The sequence below is a fragment of the Rhodococcus sp. WY5 genome, assembly GCF_018588185.1.
GTDB lineage: Bacteria > Actinomycetota > Actinomycetes > Mycobacteriales > Mycobacteriaceae > Rhodococcus_F > Rhodococcus_F qingshengii.
On the sequence record NZ_JAAMPR010000001.1, the window covers coordinates 4,383,544 to 4,402,222 of the forward strand.

The window sequence follows — 18,679 nt, forward strand, 5'->3', positions numbered from 1 at the left end:
CGAATCCGTGTGTGCACGACGCGGACGTGGGGTTCATCGGTCGATGTGACTCATACCCTAATGCGCGTGGCCCGAACGTGCGCAGCCCACCCTGACGGAGGGCAGGTCACCCCTCTTCGAGTAGCTCCACATTCACTGCGGATTCGGTGTCGGGTATGCCAGTTTCCTTGGCCTTGCGATCAGCCATCGACAGCAGGCGACGGATACGTCCGGCAACGGCGTCCTTGGTCATCGGCGGGTCGGCCAACTGGCCGAGTTCTTCGAGGGACGCCTGCCGATGCTCGACGCGCAGTGCACCCGCCGCCGCGAGGTGATCGGGCACGTCCTCACCGAGGATCTCCAACGCACGCTCGACGCGCGCAGCAGCCGCAACGGCAGCGCGAGCAGAGCGTCGCAGGTTTGCGTCGTCGAAATTGGCGAGACGATTGGCGGTGGCGCGGACCTCGCGTCGCATCCGCCTCTCCTCCCACACCAGACGTGTGTCCTGGGCTCCCATTCGGGTCAGGAGATCGCCGATGGCCTCACCGTCGCGGATCACCACACGATCCGTTCCGCGAACCTCACGTGCCTTCGCCGAGATCCCCAGACGCCGAGCAGCTCCAACCAGAGCAAGTGCGGCTTCCGGGCCCGGGCAGCTCACTTCGAGCGCCGACGAACGGCCGGGTTCGGTCAGGGAACCGTGCGCGAGGAACGCACCGCGCCACGCTGCTTCGGCATCGCCGACACTTCCGCCGACGACCTGCGCAGGCAAGCCGCGAACCGGGCGCCCGCGAAGATCGAGCAGTCCCGTCTGGCGCGCGAGGGCCTCACCCTCCTTCGCCACACGCACGATGTAGCGAGCGGACTTTCGAAGCCCGCCCGCACTGAGTACGTGCACATCGGCACTGTAGGTGAACAGGTCGAATATCTCCCGGCGCAGACGTCGCGCCGTGGAGCCCAGATCCACCTCTGCTTCGACGACCACCCGGCCGCCGACGATGTGGAGCCCACCGGCAAAGCGCAGCAACGCGGAGACCTCTGCCTTGCGGCAGCTGACCTGAGTCACCACTAACCGGCTCAGTTCGTCCTTGACCTCCGCTGTCATTGCCACGAAGCGTTCTCCCTCTGTTCTTCGGATTGCTGTTCTTGCAGGGAAGACTGTGTCGAATCCCCTACTGCCGCACTGCTCGACAGTTCAGCCAGTACATCGGCCAGTTTTGCCGGATCGTGTACATGCGCTGCGCCCGGTGAGGTGTCCGCGACATCCGCGTACCTGACTTCGGCTGAAAATTGATCCGCCGCACGCTGCAGATGTTCACGTTCACGCCCGGCCGGTACCGACGCCGAGTCGACCACCACGTAGTCGACCCGGAAATCGGGCACGTGTTGGGAGAGTACGTGCAGGTGACGCTCCGCGGAGAATCCGGCGGTCTCCCCCGGCTCGGGTGCGAGATTGAGCACCAGTACCTTTCGAGCCTTCGTCGACGACAGTGATTCGACGAGTTCGGGTACCAGGACGTGTGGGATCACGCTCGAGAACCACGATCCCGGGCCGAGAACCACGAGATCGGCCCGATCGATCGCAGTCACGGCATCGGGGCACGCGGGCGGATTGGACGGGAGCAGTCTCACACGCCGAACCTTGCCCGGGGTCGTCGCGACGGCAACCTGTCCACGAATGCAGCGGCTGACGCGGGGGTCCTCTTCGAGTCCCTGAACGTCGGCTTCGATCTCGAGCGCGATCGGCGACATCGGCAGCACACGGCCACGGATTCGCAGCAGTCGCGCCATCTCGTCGAGCGCGACGACCGGATCGCCGAGCACCTCGGTCAGTCCGGCCAGGATGAGATTGCCCACCGAATGCCCGGCAAGTGCGCCGACACCGCCGAAGCGATGCTGAATGGTCCGAGTCCAGTCGACTATCTCGGGTTCGTCCGACGCGAGAGCTGCCAGCGCCATCCGGAGGTCTCCAGGCGGGATGACGCCGAGTTCGGCGCGCAGCCGGCCCGACGAACCACCGTCGTCGGCGACCGTGACCACGGCGGTGACGTCGACCGTCAAGCGTCTGACGGCCTGGAGCGTGGCGAACAATCCGTGCCCGCCGCCGAGCGCGACGATGGCCGGCCCCTCGGGTGTCTCCCGCGAGCGATGTGTCGGTTCACTCATTCGCGCCCCAGATCCCGGTGCACGATGCTGACCGAGATGTCGTCCTCGGAACCCAAACGCCTCGCGAGAGCTTCGGACATGGCCACGCTTCGGTGCTTACCGCCGGTGCATCCGACCGCAATTGTCATGTAGCGCTTTCCTTCTCGTCGATATCCGGCGATCGTCAAATCCACCAGATGTCGGTAGGTGTCGAGATAGTCTTCCGCGCCCTCGCGCGACAACACGTAGTCGCGGACGTCGGCATCCTGACCGGTGTGCGGGCGAAGTTCAGGGATCCAGTGGGGATTGGGCAGGAAACGAACGTCACAGACGAGATCGGCGTCCATCGGCAGGCCGTACTTGAATCCGAACGACTGGACCGTCACCTTCATCGTGCGGTTGGCATCGTTTCCGAACGCCGTTTCGATCTTCTGACGCAGCTGATGCGCCTTCAGTGCCGACGTGTCGATGACCAGATCGGCGGCCGCCTTCACCACGGCCAACTGCCGACGCTCGGCTGCGATCCCTTCGGACAACGTGCCGTCGATGCCGTCGTTCTGCAACGGATGACTGCGGCGCACCTGTTCGAACCGTCGGATCAACACGTCGTCCGACGCTTCGAGGTACAGCACCCGAGTGTGGATCGGTTCCGCCTCGAGTTCGGTGAGCACCCACCCGAGATCGCCGGTGAAGAGTCGACTCCGCACGTCGATCACGGCGGCGAGACGATCGACCGGCGGATCGGAGGTCAAGCTCAGACCGACCATTCGGGAAATGAGCTCAGGTGGCAAATTATCCGCGACATACCAGCCGAGGTCTTCGAGCACCTTGGCAGCGGTACTCAAACCTGCTCCGGACAATCCCGTCACCAGCAGGAAATCCATCGTTCGACTGTCTTTGGCGCTGTCGGTAGTCACTGTGCACTCGGCCCCGTCGTCGGCATGGACAATTCTCGCGACTCGGAGCCCTCGTCATCGCTACCGGATTTGGCGCTGGGCGCGTCAGCAGACGTAACAGACGATTCGGATTCCGTGTCCAGCTCATCATCCCCTACCGCGGCTGGCAGCGCTCGAGCTTCAGCGCCCGCGTCGGCTGCAGCCGAATCCGTGCCGAGTGCGGCCAGAACTGCTGTGGCGGTGGTCTCACCGATACCGGGGACCTGCATGATCTCCTCGACCGTTGCCGTTTTCAGCTTCGCCACGGAACCGAAGTGAGCCACCAGAGCGGTTCGACGAGTTTCACCGAGCCCCTTGACCGAATCCAGAGCCGAAGCCGTCATCCGCCTCGAGCGTTTGCTGCGATGGAACGTGATCGCGAAGCGGTGGGCTTCGTCTCGGATGCGCTGCAGTAGGTACAACGACTCGCTCGTCCGAGGGAGGATGACCGGATCTTCTTCCCCCGGTACCCATACCTCTTCGAGTCTTTTGGCCAACCCGACTACCGCGACGTCAGTGACCCCCAGCTCGTCGAGGACCGCCGCTGCCGCCGTGACCTGAGGGGCGCCGCCGTCCACGACGAACAGATTGGGCGGATACGCGAACCGCCGAGGCCGGCCCGTCGCCGGGTCGATCGCCGCTTCGGGAGCCAGGTCCCCACCGTCCGAGTCCATGGTCGACGCCGACGCCGCGAGGACGCCCAGGTCGCGGTTGTGGCGCAGGAACCGCCGACGCGTGATCTCGGCGATACTCGCGACGTCGTCGGAATGACCGTCGCCGGCAGCTTCCTTGATCGCGTAATGGCGGTAGTCCGACTTACGCGGGAGCCCGTCCTCGAACACGACCAGTGACGCCACGACGTCGGTTCCCTGGACGTGACTGATGTCGATGCATTCGATTCGTAGCGGAGCCGAGTCCAGGTCCAGTGCTTCCTGGATGCCCTGCAGCGCCGCGGAACGCGAAGTGAAATCGCCGGCGCGCTTGAGCTTGTGCTGCGCCAGAGCCTCTTTCGCGTTTCGCTGGACTGTTTCGGCGAGGTCTTTCTTGTCGCCGCGTTGCGGAACCCGCAGTTGCACTTGCGATCCCCGAAGCTTGCTCAGCCACGCCTGGATCTCGGTCGCGTTTGCCGGCAGAACCGGCACCAGAACTTCCTTGGGAACTGCGCTGATCCCGGCCTCGGAACCCGCTCCCGGGTCGAGGGCCGCCTGCTCCCCGTAGAACTGGGTGAGGAACTGCTCGACCAGGATCGGCAGGTCGGACTCGGCGTCGAGTGCGGCCCAGTCGATGGCGTCGCCTGCCTTCTCCACGACCCATCCACGCTGACCCCGCACGCGTCCGCCCCGCACGTGGAACACCTGAACGGCGGCTTCGAGATCATCGGTGGCAAAGGCGACGAGATCGGCGTCGGTGCCGTCACCGAGTACGACGGCCTGCTTCTCGAGCGCCTTGCGCAAAGCCCCGATATCGTCACGCAGACGGGCTGCGGTCTCGAAGTCGAGATCCTCGGAAGCCTGCTGCATGCGCTTTTCGAGATCTTTGACCAACTTGTCCGTGCGGCCGGCGAGGAAGTCGCAGAAATCTTCGACGATCTGACGATGCTCCTCGGCGCTGACTCGCCCGACGCAGGGCGCCGAGCACTTGTCGATGTAGCCGAGCAGACACGGCCGGCCGATCTGGTTGTGTCGTTTGAAGACTCCGGACGAGCACGTTCGTGCGGGAAAGACTCGTAGCAGCAGATCGAGTGTTTCGCGGATGGCCCAGGCATGGGAGTAGGGACCGAAGTACCGGACACCCTTGCGCCGCGGACCGCGGTAGACGAACAAGCGCGGGAACTCTTCGTTGAGCGTCACAGCGAGAACCGGATACGTCTTGTCGTCGCGGTACCGGACATTGAACCGCGGATCGAATTCCTTGATCCAGTTGTACTCGAGCTGAAGCGCTTCGACTTCGGTACTGACGACGGTCCACTCGATGCTGCCGGCGGTGGTCACCATCTGCCGAGTACGGGGATGAAGTGTCGTGACGTCCGCGAAGTACGAGTTCAAACGTGAACGGAGGCTTTTCGCCTTTCCGACGTAAATGACCCGACCATGCGGATCGCGAAATTTGTAGACGCCCGGCGCAGCCGGAATGGTTCCGGTAGCGGGGCGGTAAGTCGAGGGATCCGGCACGGTTTCAGGTTAGTCGCCGCCACCGACCGACTCGGAAACGCGCAGGATGCGGGCACCGAACCGGTCGGAAGACGTCAGTTGCTCTTGTGCGCGACCGGTGCGTAGCGGTCGGCCAGTTCGCGGAACTTACCGACCGTGTCGACGGCGTACTCGCGGTCGTTGGACTGGATCGCCATCACTGCCATGTACTCGTCGTCGGGCAATTCGATGCGTGCCCAGGCGGCACCGTCGGGGAACGAGAGTCCATCGAACAGATCCCAGTCGACGATCTTCTCGCCCAGGATGTTTCGTACGGCAATACCCTGCTTGCCCACCTTGACCCGGGGACGCGTCAACATCAGCACACCGAGAGCCAGAATGGTGCCGATGCCTGCCATCGCGATCTGGTCCGCGGCACGGAAGTACACGCCGGTGGACCCCTGGCGAAGCAGGAGTGCCAGTGTGACGTGAACGATCACCAGGAGGACAGCAACTCCGATCGCGTATCGCGTCGACTTACGCGGTGACGCAATCAGTTCCCAGTTCTCGTTGTCGCCGGGTGTACTCATCGAAACGAATCCTCGGTCCATGGTGCTCGGAGATGGCGCAGGGTCACTGCGGTGTCCAGTGCGGCGGCGCAGGCCTGTGCGCCCTTGTCCTCGACGCTACCCGGCAGACCCGAACGGTCAAGAGCCTGCTGCTCGGTGTCGGTGGTCAGGACACCGTTCCCCACGGGGGTGCTTTCGTCGAGCGAGACGCGTGTGAGGCCCGCGGTAACCGCGTCGCACACGTACTCGAAGTGCGGCGTGCCACCGCGGATGACAACACCGAGAGCGACGACGGCGTCGTGCGTGCGCGCCAATGCCTGCGCAACGACCGGCAGTTCGATCGCGCCGGCGACACGGACCAGTGTCACGTCCTTGATCTGTGCCTCCTGCGCGACGCGCTGCGCGCCCGCGATCAGAGCCTCGGAGATCGTCGCGTGCCACTGCCCGGCAACGATCGCCAGCTTCAGATCCTTGGCCTCGGCGATCGCGAGCTGCGGCTGACCTTCCCCGCTCACAGTGCGGTTCCCGGCTGTGCGGTGTTCTGGTTCGCCTCGTACTCGTCCAGTCCGATCAGATCGTGCCCCATCCGATCGCGCTTGGTGCGCAGGTAGGTGAGGTTCTCCGCATTCGCGCGCAACGGCATCGGAACACGATCGGTGATCTGCAGGCCGTAGCCGTCCAGACCCACACGCTTGGCCGGGTTGTTGGTCAGCAGACGCATCGACGAGATCCCCAGATCGACGAGGATCTGGGCACCGATGCCGTAGTCACGGGCGTCCGCCGGCAGGCCGAGTTCGAGATTGGCGTCGACGGTGTCGGAACCGGCGTCCTGGAGCTGGTAGGCCTGCAGCTTGTGCATGAGGCCGATGCCACGACCCTCGTGTCCGCGCATGTACAGAACAACGCCGCGGCCTTCCTGGGCGACCATGTCCAGTGCGGCGTCGAGCTGCGGGCCGCAATCGCACCGCAGCGAACCGAAGACGTCGCCGGTGAGGCATTCGGAGTGAACGCGGACGAGTACGTCGCTACCGTCGCCGTCGGGGCCTGCGATGTCGCCGCGCACCAGCGCAACGTGCTCGACCTCGTCGTAGATGCTGGTGTAGCCGACAGCGGTGAACTCACCGTGGCGGGTGGGGATGCGGGCCTCGGCGATACGCAGCACGTGCTTCTCGTGCTTGCGACGCCACGCGATGAGGTCCGCGATCGAGATCAGAGCAAGGTTGTGTTCGTCGGCAAATACTCGCAGCTCGTCGGTCTGAGCCATCGCGCCTTCGTCCTTCTGGCTGACGATTTCGCAGATGACGCCGGCAGGACGCAGGTCCGCCATGCGGGCGAGGTCGACTGCAGCTTCCGTGTGGCCAGGACGACGCAGTACTCCGCCTTCCTTCGCGCGGAGCGGAACGACGTGACCGGGGCGAGTGAAATCGTTGGCACCGGATTCGGGGTTGGCGAGCAGACGCATCGTCGCAGCGCGGTCCGACGCCGAGATGCCGGTACCGATTCCCTCACGGGCGTCGACGGTGACGGTGTACGCCGTGCCGTGCTTGTCCTGGTTGGTGGCGTACATCGGGGGCAGGCCCAGCCGATCGCAATCGTCACCGTCGAGCGGCACGCACAGGTAGCCGGAGGTGTACCGGACCATGAACGCCACCAGTTCCGGGGTGGCTTTCTCGGCGGCGAAGATGAGGTCGCCCTCGTTCTCGCGATCCTCGTCGTCCACGACGACAACAGCTTTACCTGCAGCGATATCTGCTACTGCGCGCTCGATACTGTCGAACCTGGTCACGTGCTCGCACTCCAAAGTCTTGACTTTTCACATCATCGAATACAACAAGTGCATCCGACGGATGCACTGACAACCCTACGACCAATCGGACGGGTCCGATCAGCCTGGTCCTACCGACCGGCAGAGTGAAGCCGCTCGACGTACTTGGCGATCACGTCCACCTCGAGGTTGACCGGCGTACCGACCACAGCGGTTCCGAGCGTCGTCAACTCGAGCGTTGTCGGGATCAGCGAGATCTCGAAGTACTCGAACCCGCGGTCTCCGCCCAGCGCGGAGACCGTCAGCGAGACTCCGTCGACGGTGATCGAACCCTTCTCCACGACGTAACGGGAAATGGAGTCGGGCAGTGCGATCCGCACTACCTCCCAGTTCTCGGACGGCGAGCGGGAAATGACGTGGCCTGTTCCATCGACATGCCCTTGAACCAGGTGGCCGCCGAGTCGGCTGTTCAGCGCCGCGGCACGCTCGAGGTTGACGCGAGAGCCGACATCCAATTTCGCCAGGCTCGAGCGGTTCAGGGTTTCCTGCATGACATCTGCGGTGAACGAACCGTCGGCAAGCACGTCGACCACCGTCAGGCACACTCCGTTGACCGCGATCGAATCACCGTGGCCGGCGTCGGAGGTGACCAGTGGCCCGCGCACCGTGAAACGTGCAGCATCGACCAGTTCTTCCTTGGCGACGATTTCGCCGAGTTCTTCCACAATTCCTGTGAACACGCGCCCTACTCCTCGTTCCCCGGAGCAGAACTCTCCGGAACCAGACTCAACAAAATATCGGGGCCGATCGTTACCGCGGACTCCAAACGGAATCGGTGGGCGTCGGTGATGGTGTGCACTCCGGCATCGACGAGTGCGGAGGCGCCCGCGCCGAGCAGGATCGGAGCGATGTATGCCTCTATGACGTCGACATATCCGGCGGCAAGGAATGCTCCGGCCAGACGGGGCCCACCCTCGAGAAGTACGTCCGTGTACTCCCCCAACGCCTCGACTACTTCGTCGACGTTGTCGGTGTTGAGCACCAGAGTCGGTGCGGTGTCGTCGAGAATGCTTGCCGTCGAGGGTATTTCGCGCTTTCCGACGACGACACGAACGGGCTGGTGCGCCGCGAGCTCACCGGTGGGCTGACGTGCGGTCAGCCACGGATCGTCGGCGAACACGGTGCCGGTACCGACCACGATCGCATCGATCTGCGCTCGCTGCGCATGCACGCGCGCCCTCGCCTGCGGACCGGTGATCCACTGACTCGTTCCGTCCTCGGCGGCGCTGCGTCCGTCCAGACTGGCCGCGTACTTCCACGTGATGTGCGGGCGACCGGTGCGCTGTTTGTGCAGCCAGGCCCGCAGTGGACCAGCTTCCACCTCGGGTGCTCTCAGTCCGGCCGTGACGCTGATTCCAGCGCGCATGAGCGTCGCTGCGCCGCCGGAAGCCTCGGGATTGGGATCACCGACGGCGTAGACAACCGCCGAGACTCCGGCATCGATCAATGCCTGTGAGCAAGGGCCGGTTCGCCCCTGGTGATTGCACGGTTCCAGTGTCACCACTGCCGTACCGCCACGCGCTGCATCGCCGGCCTCGTCGAGAGCCACGACCTCCGCGTGCGGTCCACCGGGCGGTTGCGTCATACCGACGCCCGCGATGGTTCCGTCGGCAGCGAGGATGACCGCGCCGACCGGTGGGTTGGGGCTGGTGAATCCGCGCGCGGAATCAGCTGCGGCCAGCGCGATCTGCATCGCGGCGTCGAGATCAGCCGTCGACGCCTGTCCACCCTTTGCCATCGAGCGGCTCAGACCGACAGCGTCAGGTGCGGCGACGCCGAGGCGGCCTGCGCGCGCAGCTTGCGCACCGCCTCACCGGGATCACTCGCTCCGTACACCGCCGAACCGGCGACGAAGCAGTCGATCCCTGCTTCAGCGGCCTGCTCGATCGTGGAAGCGTTGATGCCGCCGTCGATTTCGACAAGGAGCGTCAGCTCACCCGAGTCGACGAGCTTTCGAACTGCGCGTGCCTTGTCGAGCACCTGAGGCATGAAGGACTGACCACCGAATCCGGGTTCGACGCTCATGATCAAGAGGGTGTCGAAGTCCTTGAGGATTTCCAGGTAGTCGTCGATCGGGGTTCCAGGCTTGATGCTCAGCCCCGCCTTGGCACCAGCTGCACGAATATCGCGGGCAACCGAACGCGGATCGTCGGTGGCCTCGGCGTGAAACGTGACGTTGTACGCACCGGCCTCGGCGTACGGCGGCGCCCAGCGCTCCGGATTCTCGATCATGAGATGGCAGTCGAGCGGAATATCCGTCGCCTTCAGCAGACTCTCGACCACCGGCAGACCCAGCGTGAGATTGGGAACGAAATGCGCGTCCATCACGTCGACGTGAAGCCAGTCGGAGCCGGACACGGCAGTCGCTTCATCAGCGAGTCGAGCAAAATCTGCGGACAGAATGGACGGTGCAATCATCGGGGAAGCCACGACGCCGAGTTTAGCTGTGTCTCATTGCCGACCGTGCATGCACATCGGAGCCGGTGCAATCAGATCAGTTCTTGACGACGGTGTGGAGCTTTCGCACCTTGGCCGGTGCCTTGATCCGCCACGCGTCTTCGAGCATCTCACCCAACTGCACCTCGTCGATCAGTTCGAGGTGCACGAGGATCGAGCCGTGCCCGTGATAGTGATCGGTGGTGAAGAAAGCCGCCTCGCCACTGGCGAGTAGCGCCTCCTTCTCGTCCAGACCGCACATCACGACCAAAGCGCCCTCCGCTTCGGTGCGGAGCCGCGCAAAAGTCTTACCTGCCACCTTGAGTGCCGGGGTGTTGTACGAGGTCGACTCTTCCACGGAGGGAAGAGCCGAACCCAGTACTACAACCTGTTCCCACGTAACCATGTAGGCACCATACGACTACCGATGCCCAGAAGTCATCCGATCAGGCCAGCGGCTTGCGCAAAGCGGCCATGAACATCGCATCGGTCCCGTGTCGGTGCGGCCACAACTGAACCGACGATCCGTCGCCGACGTCTGGGACACCTGGCACCAATTCCTTGGTGTCGAGTTCCACGACGCCGTGACGTCGCACTGCATCGGCGACCACTGCCAGCGTTTCCGACAAGTGCGGCGAGCACGTGGAGTACAGCACCACTCCGCCGGGGCGAACCAGTTCGATTGCGGCAGCGAGCAATTCACGCTGTAACTTCACGAGCGGAGCCACATCGGACGGCTGGCGACGCCAACGTGCCTCCGGGCGCCGACGCAGCGCACCCAACCCGGTGCAGGGAGCGTCGACGAGGATGCGGTCGTATCCGGGTTCGAGCCCGGATTCGCGGCCGTCCGCCACGTGTACGTCGACGGGAAGTTCGCGAGTGGTCTTGCGGATCAGTTCGGCGCGATGTTCGACGGGCTCGACGGCGTCGAGTCGACCACCTTCAATGCCGGCAAGAGCACCGAGAAGTGCCGCTTTTCCTCCTGGACCTGCACAGAGGTCGAGCCAGCGTCCGGAGTCTTCACCTTCGAGAGGAGCAATGCTGAGGGCGCGGGCCACCAGCTGACTGCCCTCGTCCTGCACGCCCGCCAAGCCTTGGCGGACCGCCTCGAGCTGTCCGGGGTCACCGCCGTCGAGATGCACGGCGTACGGCGAGTACGGCCCGATCTCGCCGCCGGTCACCAGTGCAAGCTCCTCGGCGGAGATCTCGCCGGGGCGGGCGACGAGGTGTACTGCAGGGCGGGCGTCGTCGGCGATCAGGACGTCTTCGAGTTCACCGGCAGCAGCGCCGAGCGAGTCGGCAAATACCTGCGCGATCCACAGGGGGTGAGCGTGCTCGAAGGCGAGCCGGCCGACCGGGTCCTTCGGGGCCAGCAGCTCGACCCACTCCTCCTGGGTGCGTTCGGAAACACGGCGCAGGACCGCATTGACGAATCCTGCTCGGCCCTGGCCGTTTTCGGCGCGGACCAGATCGACCGAAGTTGCGACGGCAGCGTGCGGTGCGACACGAGTGCGCAGCAATTGGTACGAGCCGAGTCGGAGAACATCGAGCAGCGTTCCGTCGATCTCTTCGATCGGCCGACCCGCTGCATGCGCGATCACCGCATCCAGCAGTCCCTGAGCACGTGCCGCGCCATACGCCAGTTCGGTTGCCAGCGCAGCGTCGCGTGCGTCGAGTTTGCGGTCACGCAGGAGCCCTGGCAGAACCAGGTTCGCGTACGCGTCACGCTCACGGACCGCGCGCAGGACGTCACGCGCCGCCAGACGCGGTTGATCGAGCCCGGCGGTTGCCGGATCAGGCCGCTTGGCCTGCTTCGGCTTGGTGTTCTTGGCGCCGCCGCCGGTCTTGGCTCCGGGACCCTGTGTCCGCCGTGCCGGTCGTCGTGATTCGGTCACTGTGCTCGTACCTCCGCGTCGAGTCGGGCACCGCGTGCCCAGTCCCCTGCCGACATCAATTTCTTGCCCGGGGGCTGAATCTGCCCGAGTCGCACCGCGGTGGTCGCGGTACCGATGTACAGACCATCCTTGCGTACCGAGATCTCACCGACTGCCAGGGTCTCGTCCGTGACTGTGATCGGGCCGACCTTGACTCGAAGATCACCGATCATCGTCCATGCCCCGGGTGCGGGTGTGACGGCTCGGATATGCCGGTCCACTGTGCGAGCGGGCAGTTCCCACCGCACGCGGGCCGCGTCCACCGTCACCTTGGGGGCATACGAGACGCCGTCGGCAGACTGCGGAACCGCGTTGATCTCGCCGGCCTCGAGTCCGTCGAGTACCGATTCGAGGAGGGCAGCGCCGTTTTCCGCGAGACGTCCGAGCAGGTCGCCCGCCGTATCGGTGTCGCGAATCCGCTCGGTCATCACTCCGTACACGGGGCCGGTATCCATCCCGGCTTCCAAACGGAACGCGCTCGCACCCGTCACCTCGTCACCGGCACTGATCGCGGCCTGCACCGGCGCGGCGCCGCGCCACGCGGGAAGCAACGAGAAATGCAGATTGACCCAACCGTATTTCGGAATGTCGAGGACGTTCTGTGGCAACAGGTTTCCGTAGGCGACGACGGGTGCACAGTCCGGTTCGAGGCGGGCGAGTTCGGCCGCGAAGTCGGGATCGGACGCCTTGGCCGGCGTCAGCACCGGGATGCCGTGCTCGTCGGCAAGCAGACCGATCGGCGATCGGGTGACTTTTCGACCGCGGCCCGCCACAGCGTCCGGACGCGTGACGACGGCTACCACTTCGTGGTTGGCGGATTCGATGAGCCGACGCAGTGAAGGAACCGCGGGTTCGGGTGTTCCGGCGAACACGACGCGCATGTCAGCTCTCCCGTTTCGTTGGGCTCTTCGGACTCTGATCAGCCGATCGGCCTGTCGAACGCGGTGGACTGCAACTCACGAAAATGCTCCCGGATGTGTCGGTGGGTGGAACTGTCAGTCTAAGGACTGCGAGAGCTACGACCTACCTCGCGCCGCACCGAACCACTTTCTCAGCAATTTCTTTGATCAGAACCCTGCACATTCACCGGTCCTGGGTATTGACTGTTTCTGTCGTCGCCACTCGGCGGAGGCTGATACGGGATACACCGATCACACGGAGGAACTTAGATGGCAGGCATCGACAGTAAGTTCGACAAGGCCTACGCAGGAAAGTCCGTCGAAGAATTGGCGGACGCCCCGGTCGCGGCACTCAACGGCGTAAGCGATTCGGACGCAGAACATTTGAAGGCAGCGTTCAACATCAAGACCGTCCGCGACCTCGGAACGAACAAGTTCTTCCTGTGGGCGCAGGCCACTGCCAAGCTCGCCGAGTAAACATCCCGACCCACGTGATCTCGGTGCTCACGAGTTAGCAGCTCACGAATTTGCAGCTCACGAATTTGCGTCGATGACCACTTGCGGAATATCCGTGCCGAGCGGCACCACGCTGCACGAAGCGTGCCGCTCGGCATCGGGGTCGAGGACCGTCCGGATGACGTCGATCACGTAGGGGTCGTACGGCATGCGGAAGTGGCCGGTCAGGTTAGACGGGCACAGATCCTGGAGGACGATGTTTTCTGCACCGGCATCGCGGAGCGCGATGTTCGAGGACGGCTGGATCATCTCGTCGACAGTGGACCCGATGGTCGTGTAGCGCACTCCGGGAACGGTGTCGCCTCCGGCGTTGAGGGCGTTCAACATATCCGACCCTTGCATCTGCTCGCGGACAGCTCGCGAAAAGACGTCTTCGACAAAGTCTTCTCCGCCGGGGATCGCACGGACAATGGGAACCAACCCGAACATCACCCCACCGTAGGTCGGCGAAGCCAAACCGACCCAATGATCGACGTAGGCGTCGCCGCCCATCTTGTTGACGTAGTACCGCGTCACCGTCGCGCCTTGGGAGTAGCCGATCACGTCGACCTTGTCCGCTCCGGTCGCGGTCAGCACCTGATCGACGAAAGAACCGAACGCGGTGGCACTACCGACTATGTCGCCGACGCCGTAGGTCTCGTGTGCGACGTCCCCGTCTACTTCTTTGATCGCACCGCCGTAATTGAGGGCGAAGACGCAGTAGCCGTCAGCTGCCAGTGCCGGCGACAGGGCCGCCCAATCCGCGTACGCCTCGGTGTCGGTTCCGTGGGCGAGTACAACCGGTCGGGGATGCGTGGCGGAAGGCTCACAGCCGAAATCGTTCGATCCGGCAGGTGCGGATGCTGGATGAGCATGCGCATATGCCGTAGCAACGGAACGGGTCGCCTGACCCGGACCGACGTCGAGAGGAACGTCCATCGCGTCGGCACTCGCAGACGGAAGCGTCGGTGCGGCACCCGATATAGCCGGCGGTGCTCCGATCAGCAGCGCCACTGCTACCGAAAATGTCAGTCCCACAGACCGTTTGACGCCAGACATTGTTCCTGCTCCTGCTCTGATCCTACGAGGGAGCTGACCGTAACACCAGAAACTTCGAGGCGCATACCCTACCGAACAGTAGGTATCCGACGTCTCAATTGCCGCCTTCATCGGCGTCATCACCGGCAAGCACTCGGTAGAGCGATTTGCGCGCCTCGACAAGCACGTCGGCTGCGGCCTTGACCTGCGCTGGTGTGCCTACAGCAGCCACTTGACCGGCCGCGCCCATCAGCTGGCCGATCAGTTCTCGAAGGTCCTGCTCCGGCTCCCCTACGCTGAGACGAACGTCATCCCACGGCGCCCCGAGATCGGCGCGATGTTCCTCGACGTACGCGACGCCTTCTTCTGTCAGCTTGGCGGTCTTGCGGCCGGCAACCTTTTCGATGATCACCAGTCCTTCGTCCTCGAGTTGGGACAGCGCGGGATAAATGGAGCCCGGACTCGGCTTCCAGACGCCGCCGCTGCGCTCGACGATCTGCTGAATCAATTCGTAGCCGTGCATCGGCTCTTCCGCGATCAACAGCAGAATCGCAGCGCGCACATCTCCTCGACGACCTCGTCCGCCACGTCCTCGCCCGCGACCGAACTGAGCGCCCGGACCGAAGCCGGGGCCGGGTCCGCCGTCTGGACCGAAACGCCCCCGCCGATGGCCTCTGCGTGGCATGTCACCGAAGCCCGGCCGCTCGTGCGGTCGACCGCGTCGTCCACCGTCTCGATCGCCGGGACCATCGCCCGACGCGCCGTCGTCCGTCGGCACCCACATCACAAATGGTGGCCGTTGCTCACGGCCGAAACCGCCGAAGAAACCGCGCCGGCCGAACATCCCCTCGTTCGGGAAACTTGCATCCATCGTCGAACCTCCATCACTATCGTTGATAGTTCGACGATATATCGTCATATCGGGTAGCGCAAGGATTCCTCCGACAACTCGAAACTCAGCCGATGCGGCGTGGGTCGATCTGAATGCGGACCGGACCCGAAGACTTCCGCGCACTGCGCGCGGCCCTCGCATGTGCCAGAGCGTCCGCAAGGCCGCGACCGTCCTTGCGTGGAACGCGGACCAGCATTCGCTCCGGCGCGACACCGCTCTCGTCCTCACCGGAATACGGAAGCCTCTCCCCCGCAGGCAGTTCCACTGGTCCGAGCAGTACAGCACTTGCCGGCAGATCAGCTGAATCCACCAACTCCGCAATTGCCGCGGATCCACCGTCGATCGCAGCCATGTGAACGGCCGGAGGAAAGCCGACCTCGTCTCGCTCCTCGAATTGAGACTGTGCGTGCCCCACTGGATCCCATCGGACCAACGCCTGCACCGTCGGGATACCCGAGTCTGCGACAACCACAACTTCACCGCCTTCGGACAGCGGAATCACCATGGCAGCAGCCGACATCCAGCGTCTGAGTGTTTCCTCGGCGGCGCGAAGATCGGGCCGGCCGAGTAGTGCCCAGCCGTCGAGCAAGAGCGCGGCGCCGTAGCCGCCGGTCATCACCGGCTCCGCACCCACTGTCGAGACCACCAACGCGGGCCCGTGTGGCAGTTCCTTGACCACATCACTGCCCCCGGACAGAACAACTTTCACACCGGGAAACGCCCGCCCGAGTTCTTCGGCGGTCCGGCCGGCACCGACCACCACCGCGCGCAGCGCTTTCGCCCCGCACGCGTGACATCGGTAGGCGGCATCGGCAACCCCGCACCAGCGGCACGCCGGTGTCCCGGCGCCGTCGGGACCTGCCGCAGCGGGAAGAGCCAGTGGGCCGTTGCACCGACGGCACCGTGCCGGGGCACGGCACTTTCCGCAGGCCAGGGTCGGTACGTACCCCCGCCGAGGCACCTGTACCAGGACTCCGTTGCCCTCACCCAGAGCGCGCCGGGCGGCCGCGAATGCAATAGCGGGCAAACGAGCCGCTCTGGCTCCCGGATCGCGGGCCAAGGCTTGATCGCTGTCGGCGAGCGCGGTGATCTTGGGTGCGTGGGCACGAACGACGTCCCGCGTAGCGACCAGATCGTGCGCCCATCCCGAGTCGACGAGTACCTGCGCTTCTGCCGTACGGGAGAACCCACCGATCACGACGGCGCACCCGGCGACGTAGCCACGCAGGACGGCAACTTCGCGGGCATGTGGATACGGCGACCGCGGCTCGGACAAGTTGTCGTCGCCATCGTCCCAGACGACGACAAGACCGGTCTCGGGCGTCGGCGCAAAAACAGCACTCCGTGTGCCGACGACGATCCGGGCGGTCCCGCGCAGTGCAGCGAGCCACCTCCGATATCGCATGGCCGGCCCCAGGCCCGCGGACAGACCTACCACCGCATCCGCTCCGGAGAGTTCGGTACAAGCGGCGACGACGCGGTCCAGGTCGCGTTGATCGGGCACAACCAGGATCGCGGATTTACCACTTGCCGCTACGGCCCCGGCCAGTTCGGCCAGGCGCAGTGGCCAGTTTTCACCAGGCAACGCCTGCCAGACCGCACGCGGGCTTTTCGACTCGCGAATGGCGGACAGGAAGGCGTCACCGAATCTGTAGAGATGCCAACCATTTTCGATCGCTTCAGGAGCGGACGGTGACTCGGCGGGCTCCCACGGTTCCGCCTCGACCTTCGCGTGGCGCGGCGGTACCGCCAAACGGAGAACATCGGCGCGGGTTCCGGCATAACGCTCCGCCACACGATCGACGACTTGCGCGATTTCGGCCGTCAAGACCCGCTCGGACGAGATGACGCGTTCGAGCCAGCCGAACTTCCCCTGATGGTCACTGGTCGCCTCGCGCGAGACGATGAAACCGTCCACCAGACGACCAGCGAAGCGGATGCGCACCCGGACTCCGGGCTGCGCATCCGCTTCGAGTTCACGAGGAACGAGGTAGTCGAATTCACGGTCGAGGTGAGCGAGCGGGAGCATCGGCAGCACCCGGGCGACCGGATCGACTTCTGCCGCTACTCTTTCCGCGCCCACCCGCGCCCCGTCTGTACGTCAGTGATCAGAGACCAGCTGCGCTACGCAGCTTGTCGGCGCGATCGGTGCTCTCCCACGGGAGGTCGATATCGGTGCGACCGAAGTGACCATATGCCGCCGTCTGCGCGTAGATCGGGCGCAGCAGGTCGAGGTCGCGGATGATCGCTCCCGGACGCAGGTCGAAGATCTCGGTGATCGCCTTCTGGATCCGTGCCGGATCGGTCTTCTCGGTGCCGAAGGTTTCAACGAAGAGTCCGACCGGAGCTGCCTTGCCGATGGCGTAGGCGACCTGAACCTCGATGCGGTCGGCCAGACCTGCGGCAACAGCGTTCTTGGCCACCCAGCGCATGGCGTAGGCAGCGCTGCGGTCGACCTTTGACGGGTCCTTGCCGGAGAACGCGCCGCCACCGTGGCGAGCCATTCCGCCGTAGGTGTCGACGATGATCTTGCGGCCGGTCAAACCGGCGTCACCCATCGGGCCACCGAGGACGAACTTGCCCGTCGGGTTCACCAGCAGACGAACATCGGAGGTGTCGAGATCGGTGAGGTTGACGTCGGTCAGCACCGAGTGAAGCACCTTCTCGCGAAGATCGGGCGTCAACAGGTTGTCGAGGTCGATGTCAGCGGCATGCTGGGTGGAGATGACCACGGTGTCGAGACGGACAGCCTTGTCACCGTCGTACTCGATGGTGACCTGGGTCTTGCCGTCCGGGCGCAGGTACGGCAGCACGCCGGACTTACGGACCTCGGTCAACCGGCGAGAGAGACGATGAGCCAGCGCGATGGGCAGCGGCATCAGTTCCGGCGTGTCGGTGGTGGCGTAGCCGAACATCAGGCCCTGGTCGCCCGCACCCTGACGGTCGATCTCGTCGTCGCTGATTCCGTCGACGCGAGCCTCGTGCGAGTGATCGACACCCTGCGCGATCTCGGGCGACTGGGCGCCGATCGCGACGTTGACGCCGCAGGAGTTACCGTCGAAGCCCTTTGCGGAGCTGTCGTAGCCGATTTCGAGGACCGTGTCGCGCACGATCTTCGGAATGTCCGCGTACGCAGTGGTCGTGACCTCACCGGCTACGTGAACCTGGCCGGTGGTGACCAGTGTCTCGACGGCCACGCGGGCGCGCGGGTCCTGGGTGAGCAGCGCGTCGAGGATCGAGTCGCTGATCGCGTCACAGATCTTGTCCGGGTGCCCCTCGGTGACGGACTCGCTGGTGAATAGCCGACTGCCGGACTTGCTCACAGATCTCCCTCTCGACGACTGAGTTCTTGACTACAGCTTATTGAAGTATCCGAATCACCGTTCGGTGACCGTTTTGTCAT

18 protein-coding genes are annotated in these 18,679 nt (G+C 64.5%); 1 reads left to right on the forward strand and 17 read right to left on the reverse strand.

Annotated elements, in window-relative coordinates:
- Positions 1-106: 106 nt before the first annotated feature.
- From whiA to fmt, 13 genes are all read right to left on the reverse strand, one after another.
- The gene (gene whiA / locus G4D79_RS20140) at positions 107-1,084 is read right to left on the reverse strand and encodes a DNA-binding protein WhiA (protein ID WP_021344225.1); all 978 of its coding nucleotides are present in this window, start codon (positions 1,082-1,084) and stop codon (positions 107-109) included.
- Positions 1,081-2,145, reverse strand: coding sequence for a uridine diphosphate-N-acetylglucosamine-binding protein YvcK (gene yvcK, locus G4D79_RS20145; protein ID WP_003944943.1), 1,065 nt, complete (start codon positions 2,143-2,145; stop codon positions 1,081-1,083). Before yvcK ends, whiA begins: the two co-directional genes overlap by 4 nt.
- On the reverse strand, positions 2,142-3,041 hold the full coding sequence (gene rapZ / locus G4D79_RS20150) for an RNase adapter RapZ (protein WP_214514306.1): 900 nt from the start codon (positions 3,039-3,041) through the stop codon (positions 2,142-2,144). Before rapZ ends, yvcK begins: the two co-directional genes overlap by 4 nt.
- Entirely contained in the window at positions 3,038-5,230 is a 2,193-nt protein-coding gene (gene uvrC, locus G4D79_RS20155; RefSeq protein ID WP_214514307.1) for an excinuclease ABC subunit UvrC, read from the reverse strand. Before uvrC ends, rapZ begins: the two co-directional genes overlap by 4 nt.
- A 74-nt stretch (positions 5,231-5,304) precedes the next feature.
- Complete coding sequence (locus G4D79_RS20160) at positions 5,305-5,778, reverse strand: PH domain-containing protein (RefSeq protein ID WP_214514308.1); 474 nt, start codon at positions 5,776-5,778, stop codon at positions 5,305-5,307.
- Positions 5,775-6,272, reverse strand: a complete 498-nt coding sequence (gene ribH, locus G4D79_RS20165) for a 6,7-dimethyl-8-ribityllumazine synthase (protein WP_003944999.1) — start codon at positions 6,270-6,272, stop codon at positions 5,775-5,777. The genes G4D79_RS20160 and ribH overlap by 4 nt, the downstream gene beginning before the upstream one ends.
- Positions 6,269-7,543, reverse strand: a complete 1,275-nt coding sequence (locus tag G4D79_RS20170) for a bifunctional 3,4-dihydroxy-2-butanone-4-phosphate synthase/GTP cyclohydrolase II (RefSeq protein WP_003944833.1) — start codon at positions 7,541-7,543, stop codon at positions 6,269-6,271. Before G4D79_RS20170 ends, ribH begins: the two co-directional genes overlap by 4 nt.
- Positions 7,544-7,653: 110 nt before the next feature.
- Positions 7,654-8,262 (reverse strand): riboflavin synthase, encoded by a 609-nt coding sequence (locus tag G4D79_RS20175; protein WP_003944892.1) that lies wholly within the window; start codon positions 8,260-8,262, stop codon positions 7,654-7,656.
- A 5-nt stretch (positions 8,263-8,267) separates the two neighbouring features.
- A complete protein-coding gene (ribD, locus tag G4D79_RS20180; protein ID WP_003945026.1) occupies positions 8,268-9,320 on the reverse strand; it encodes a bifunctional diaminohydroxyphosphoribosylaminopyrimidine deaminase/5-amino-6-(5-phosphoribosylamino)uracil reductase RibD in 1,053 nt (350 codons plus the stop codon).
- An 8-nt stretch (positions 9,321-9,328) separates the two neighbouring features.
- Entirely contained in the window at positions 9,329-10,012 is a 684-nt protein-coding gene (gene rpe / locus G4D79_RS20185; RefSeq protein WP_019748384.1) for a ribulose-phosphate 3-epimerase, read from the reverse strand.
- Between the two features lie 64 nt (positions 10,013-10,076).
- Positions 10,077-10,424, reverse strand: a complete 348-nt coding sequence (locus G4D79_RS20190) for an MmcQ/YjbR family DNA-binding protein (RefSeq protein WP_003944924.1) — start codon at positions 10,422-10,424, stop codon at positions 10,077-10,079.
- Positions 10,425-10,464: 40 nt separating this feature from the next.
- Entirely contained in the window at positions 10,465-11,913 is a 1,449-nt protein-coding gene (locus tag G4D79_RS20195) for an RsmB/NOP family class I SAM-dependent RNA methyltransferase (protein ID WP_042445671.1), read from the reverse strand.
- Positions 11,910-12,833 (reverse strand): methionyl-tRNA formyltransferase, encoded by a 924-nt coding sequence (gene fmt, locus G4D79_RS20200; RefSeq protein ID WP_007727991.1) that lies wholly within the window; start codon positions 12,831-12,833, stop codon positions 11,910-11,912. Before fmt ends, G4D79_RS20195 begins: the two co-directional genes overlap by 4 nt.
- A gap of 288 nt (positions 12,834-13,121) precedes the next feature.
- Here fmt and G4D79_RS20205 point away from each other — a divergent pair, with 288 nt between their 5' ends.
- Positions 13,122-13,328, forward strand: a complete 207-nt coding sequence (locus tag G4D79_RS20205; protein ID WP_003944900.1) for a hypothetical protein — start codon at positions 13,122-13,124, stop codon at positions 13,326-13,328.
- Between the two features lie 57 nt (positions 13,329-13,385).
- On the opposite strand, the gene G4D79_RS20210 is transcribed toward G4D79_RS20205, so the two are convergent.
- The 4 genes from G4D79_RS20210 to metK all read right to left on the reverse strand — a co-directional run bounded on the left by G4D79_RS20210 (position 13,386) and on the right by metK (position 18,599).
- On the reverse strand, positions 13,386-14,405 hold the full coding sequence (locus G4D79_RS20210) for a triacylglycerol lipase (protein WP_030536419.1): 1,020 nt from the start codon (positions 14,403-14,405) through the stop codon (positions 13,386-13,388).
- A 94-nt stretch (positions 14,406-14,499) separates the two neighbouring features.
- Positions 14,500-15,168, reverse strand: a complete 669-nt coding sequence (locus G4D79_RS20215; RefSeq protein ID WP_370852745.1) for a PadR family transcriptional regulator — start codon at positions 15,166-15,168, stop codon at positions 14,500-14,502.
- 172 nt (positions 15,169-15,340) lie between these two features.
- Entirely contained in the window at positions 15,341-17,359 is a 2,019-nt protein-coding gene (locus G4D79_RS20220) for a primosomal protein N' (RefSeq protein WP_082900998.1), read from the reverse strand.
- Positions 17,360-17,384: 25 nt separating this feature from the next.
- The gene (gene metK / locus G4D79_RS20225) at positions 17,385-18,599 is read right to left on the reverse strand and encodes a methionine adenosyltransferase (protein WP_003944827.1); all 1,215 of its coding nucleotides are present in this window, start codon (positions 18,597-18,599) and stop codon (positions 17,385-17,387) included.
- Positions 18,600-18,679: the final 80 nt, after the last annotated feature.

Excerpts from the sequence above, each read along its gene's own strand:
- G4D79_RS20215 (WP_370852745.1), bottom strand. The coding sequence starts at position 15,168 with ATGTGGGTGCCGACGGACGACGGCGCGTCGGGCGATGGTCCCGGCGAT.
- G4D79_RS20205 (WP_003944900.1), top strand. The coding sequence starts at position 13,122 with ATGGCAGGCATCGACAGTAAGTTCGACAAGGCCTACGCAGGAAAGTCC.
- yvcK (WP_003944943.1), bottom strand. The coding sequence starts at position 2,145 with ATGAGTGAACCGACACATCGCTCGCGGGAGACACCCGAGGGGCCGGCC.
- fmt (WP_007727991.1), bottom strand. The coding sequence starts at position 12,833 with ATGCGCGTCGTGTTCGCCGGAACACCCGAACCCGCGGTTCCTTCACTG.
- G4D79_RS20210 (WP_030536419.1), bottom strand. The coding sequence starts at position 14,405 with ATGTCTGGCGTCAAACGGTCTGTGGGACTGACATTTTCGGTAGCAGTG.
- ribD (WP_003945026.1), bottom strand. The coding sequence starts at position 9,320 with ATGGCAAAGGGTGGACAGGCGTCGACGGCTGATCTCGACGCCGCGATG.
- G4D79_RS20160 (WP_214514308.1), bottom strand. The coding sequence starts at position 5,778 with ATGAGTACACCCGGCGACAACGAGAACTGGGAACTGATTGCGTCACCG.
- whiA (WP_021344225.1), bottom strand. The coding sequence starts at position 1,084 with ATGACAGCGGAGGTCAAGGACGAACTGAGCCGGTTAGTGGTGACTCAG.
- G4D79_RS20190 (WP_003944924.1), bottom strand. The coding sequence starts at position 10,424 with ATGGTTACGTGGGAACAGGTTGTAGTACTGGGTTCGGCTCTTCCCTCC.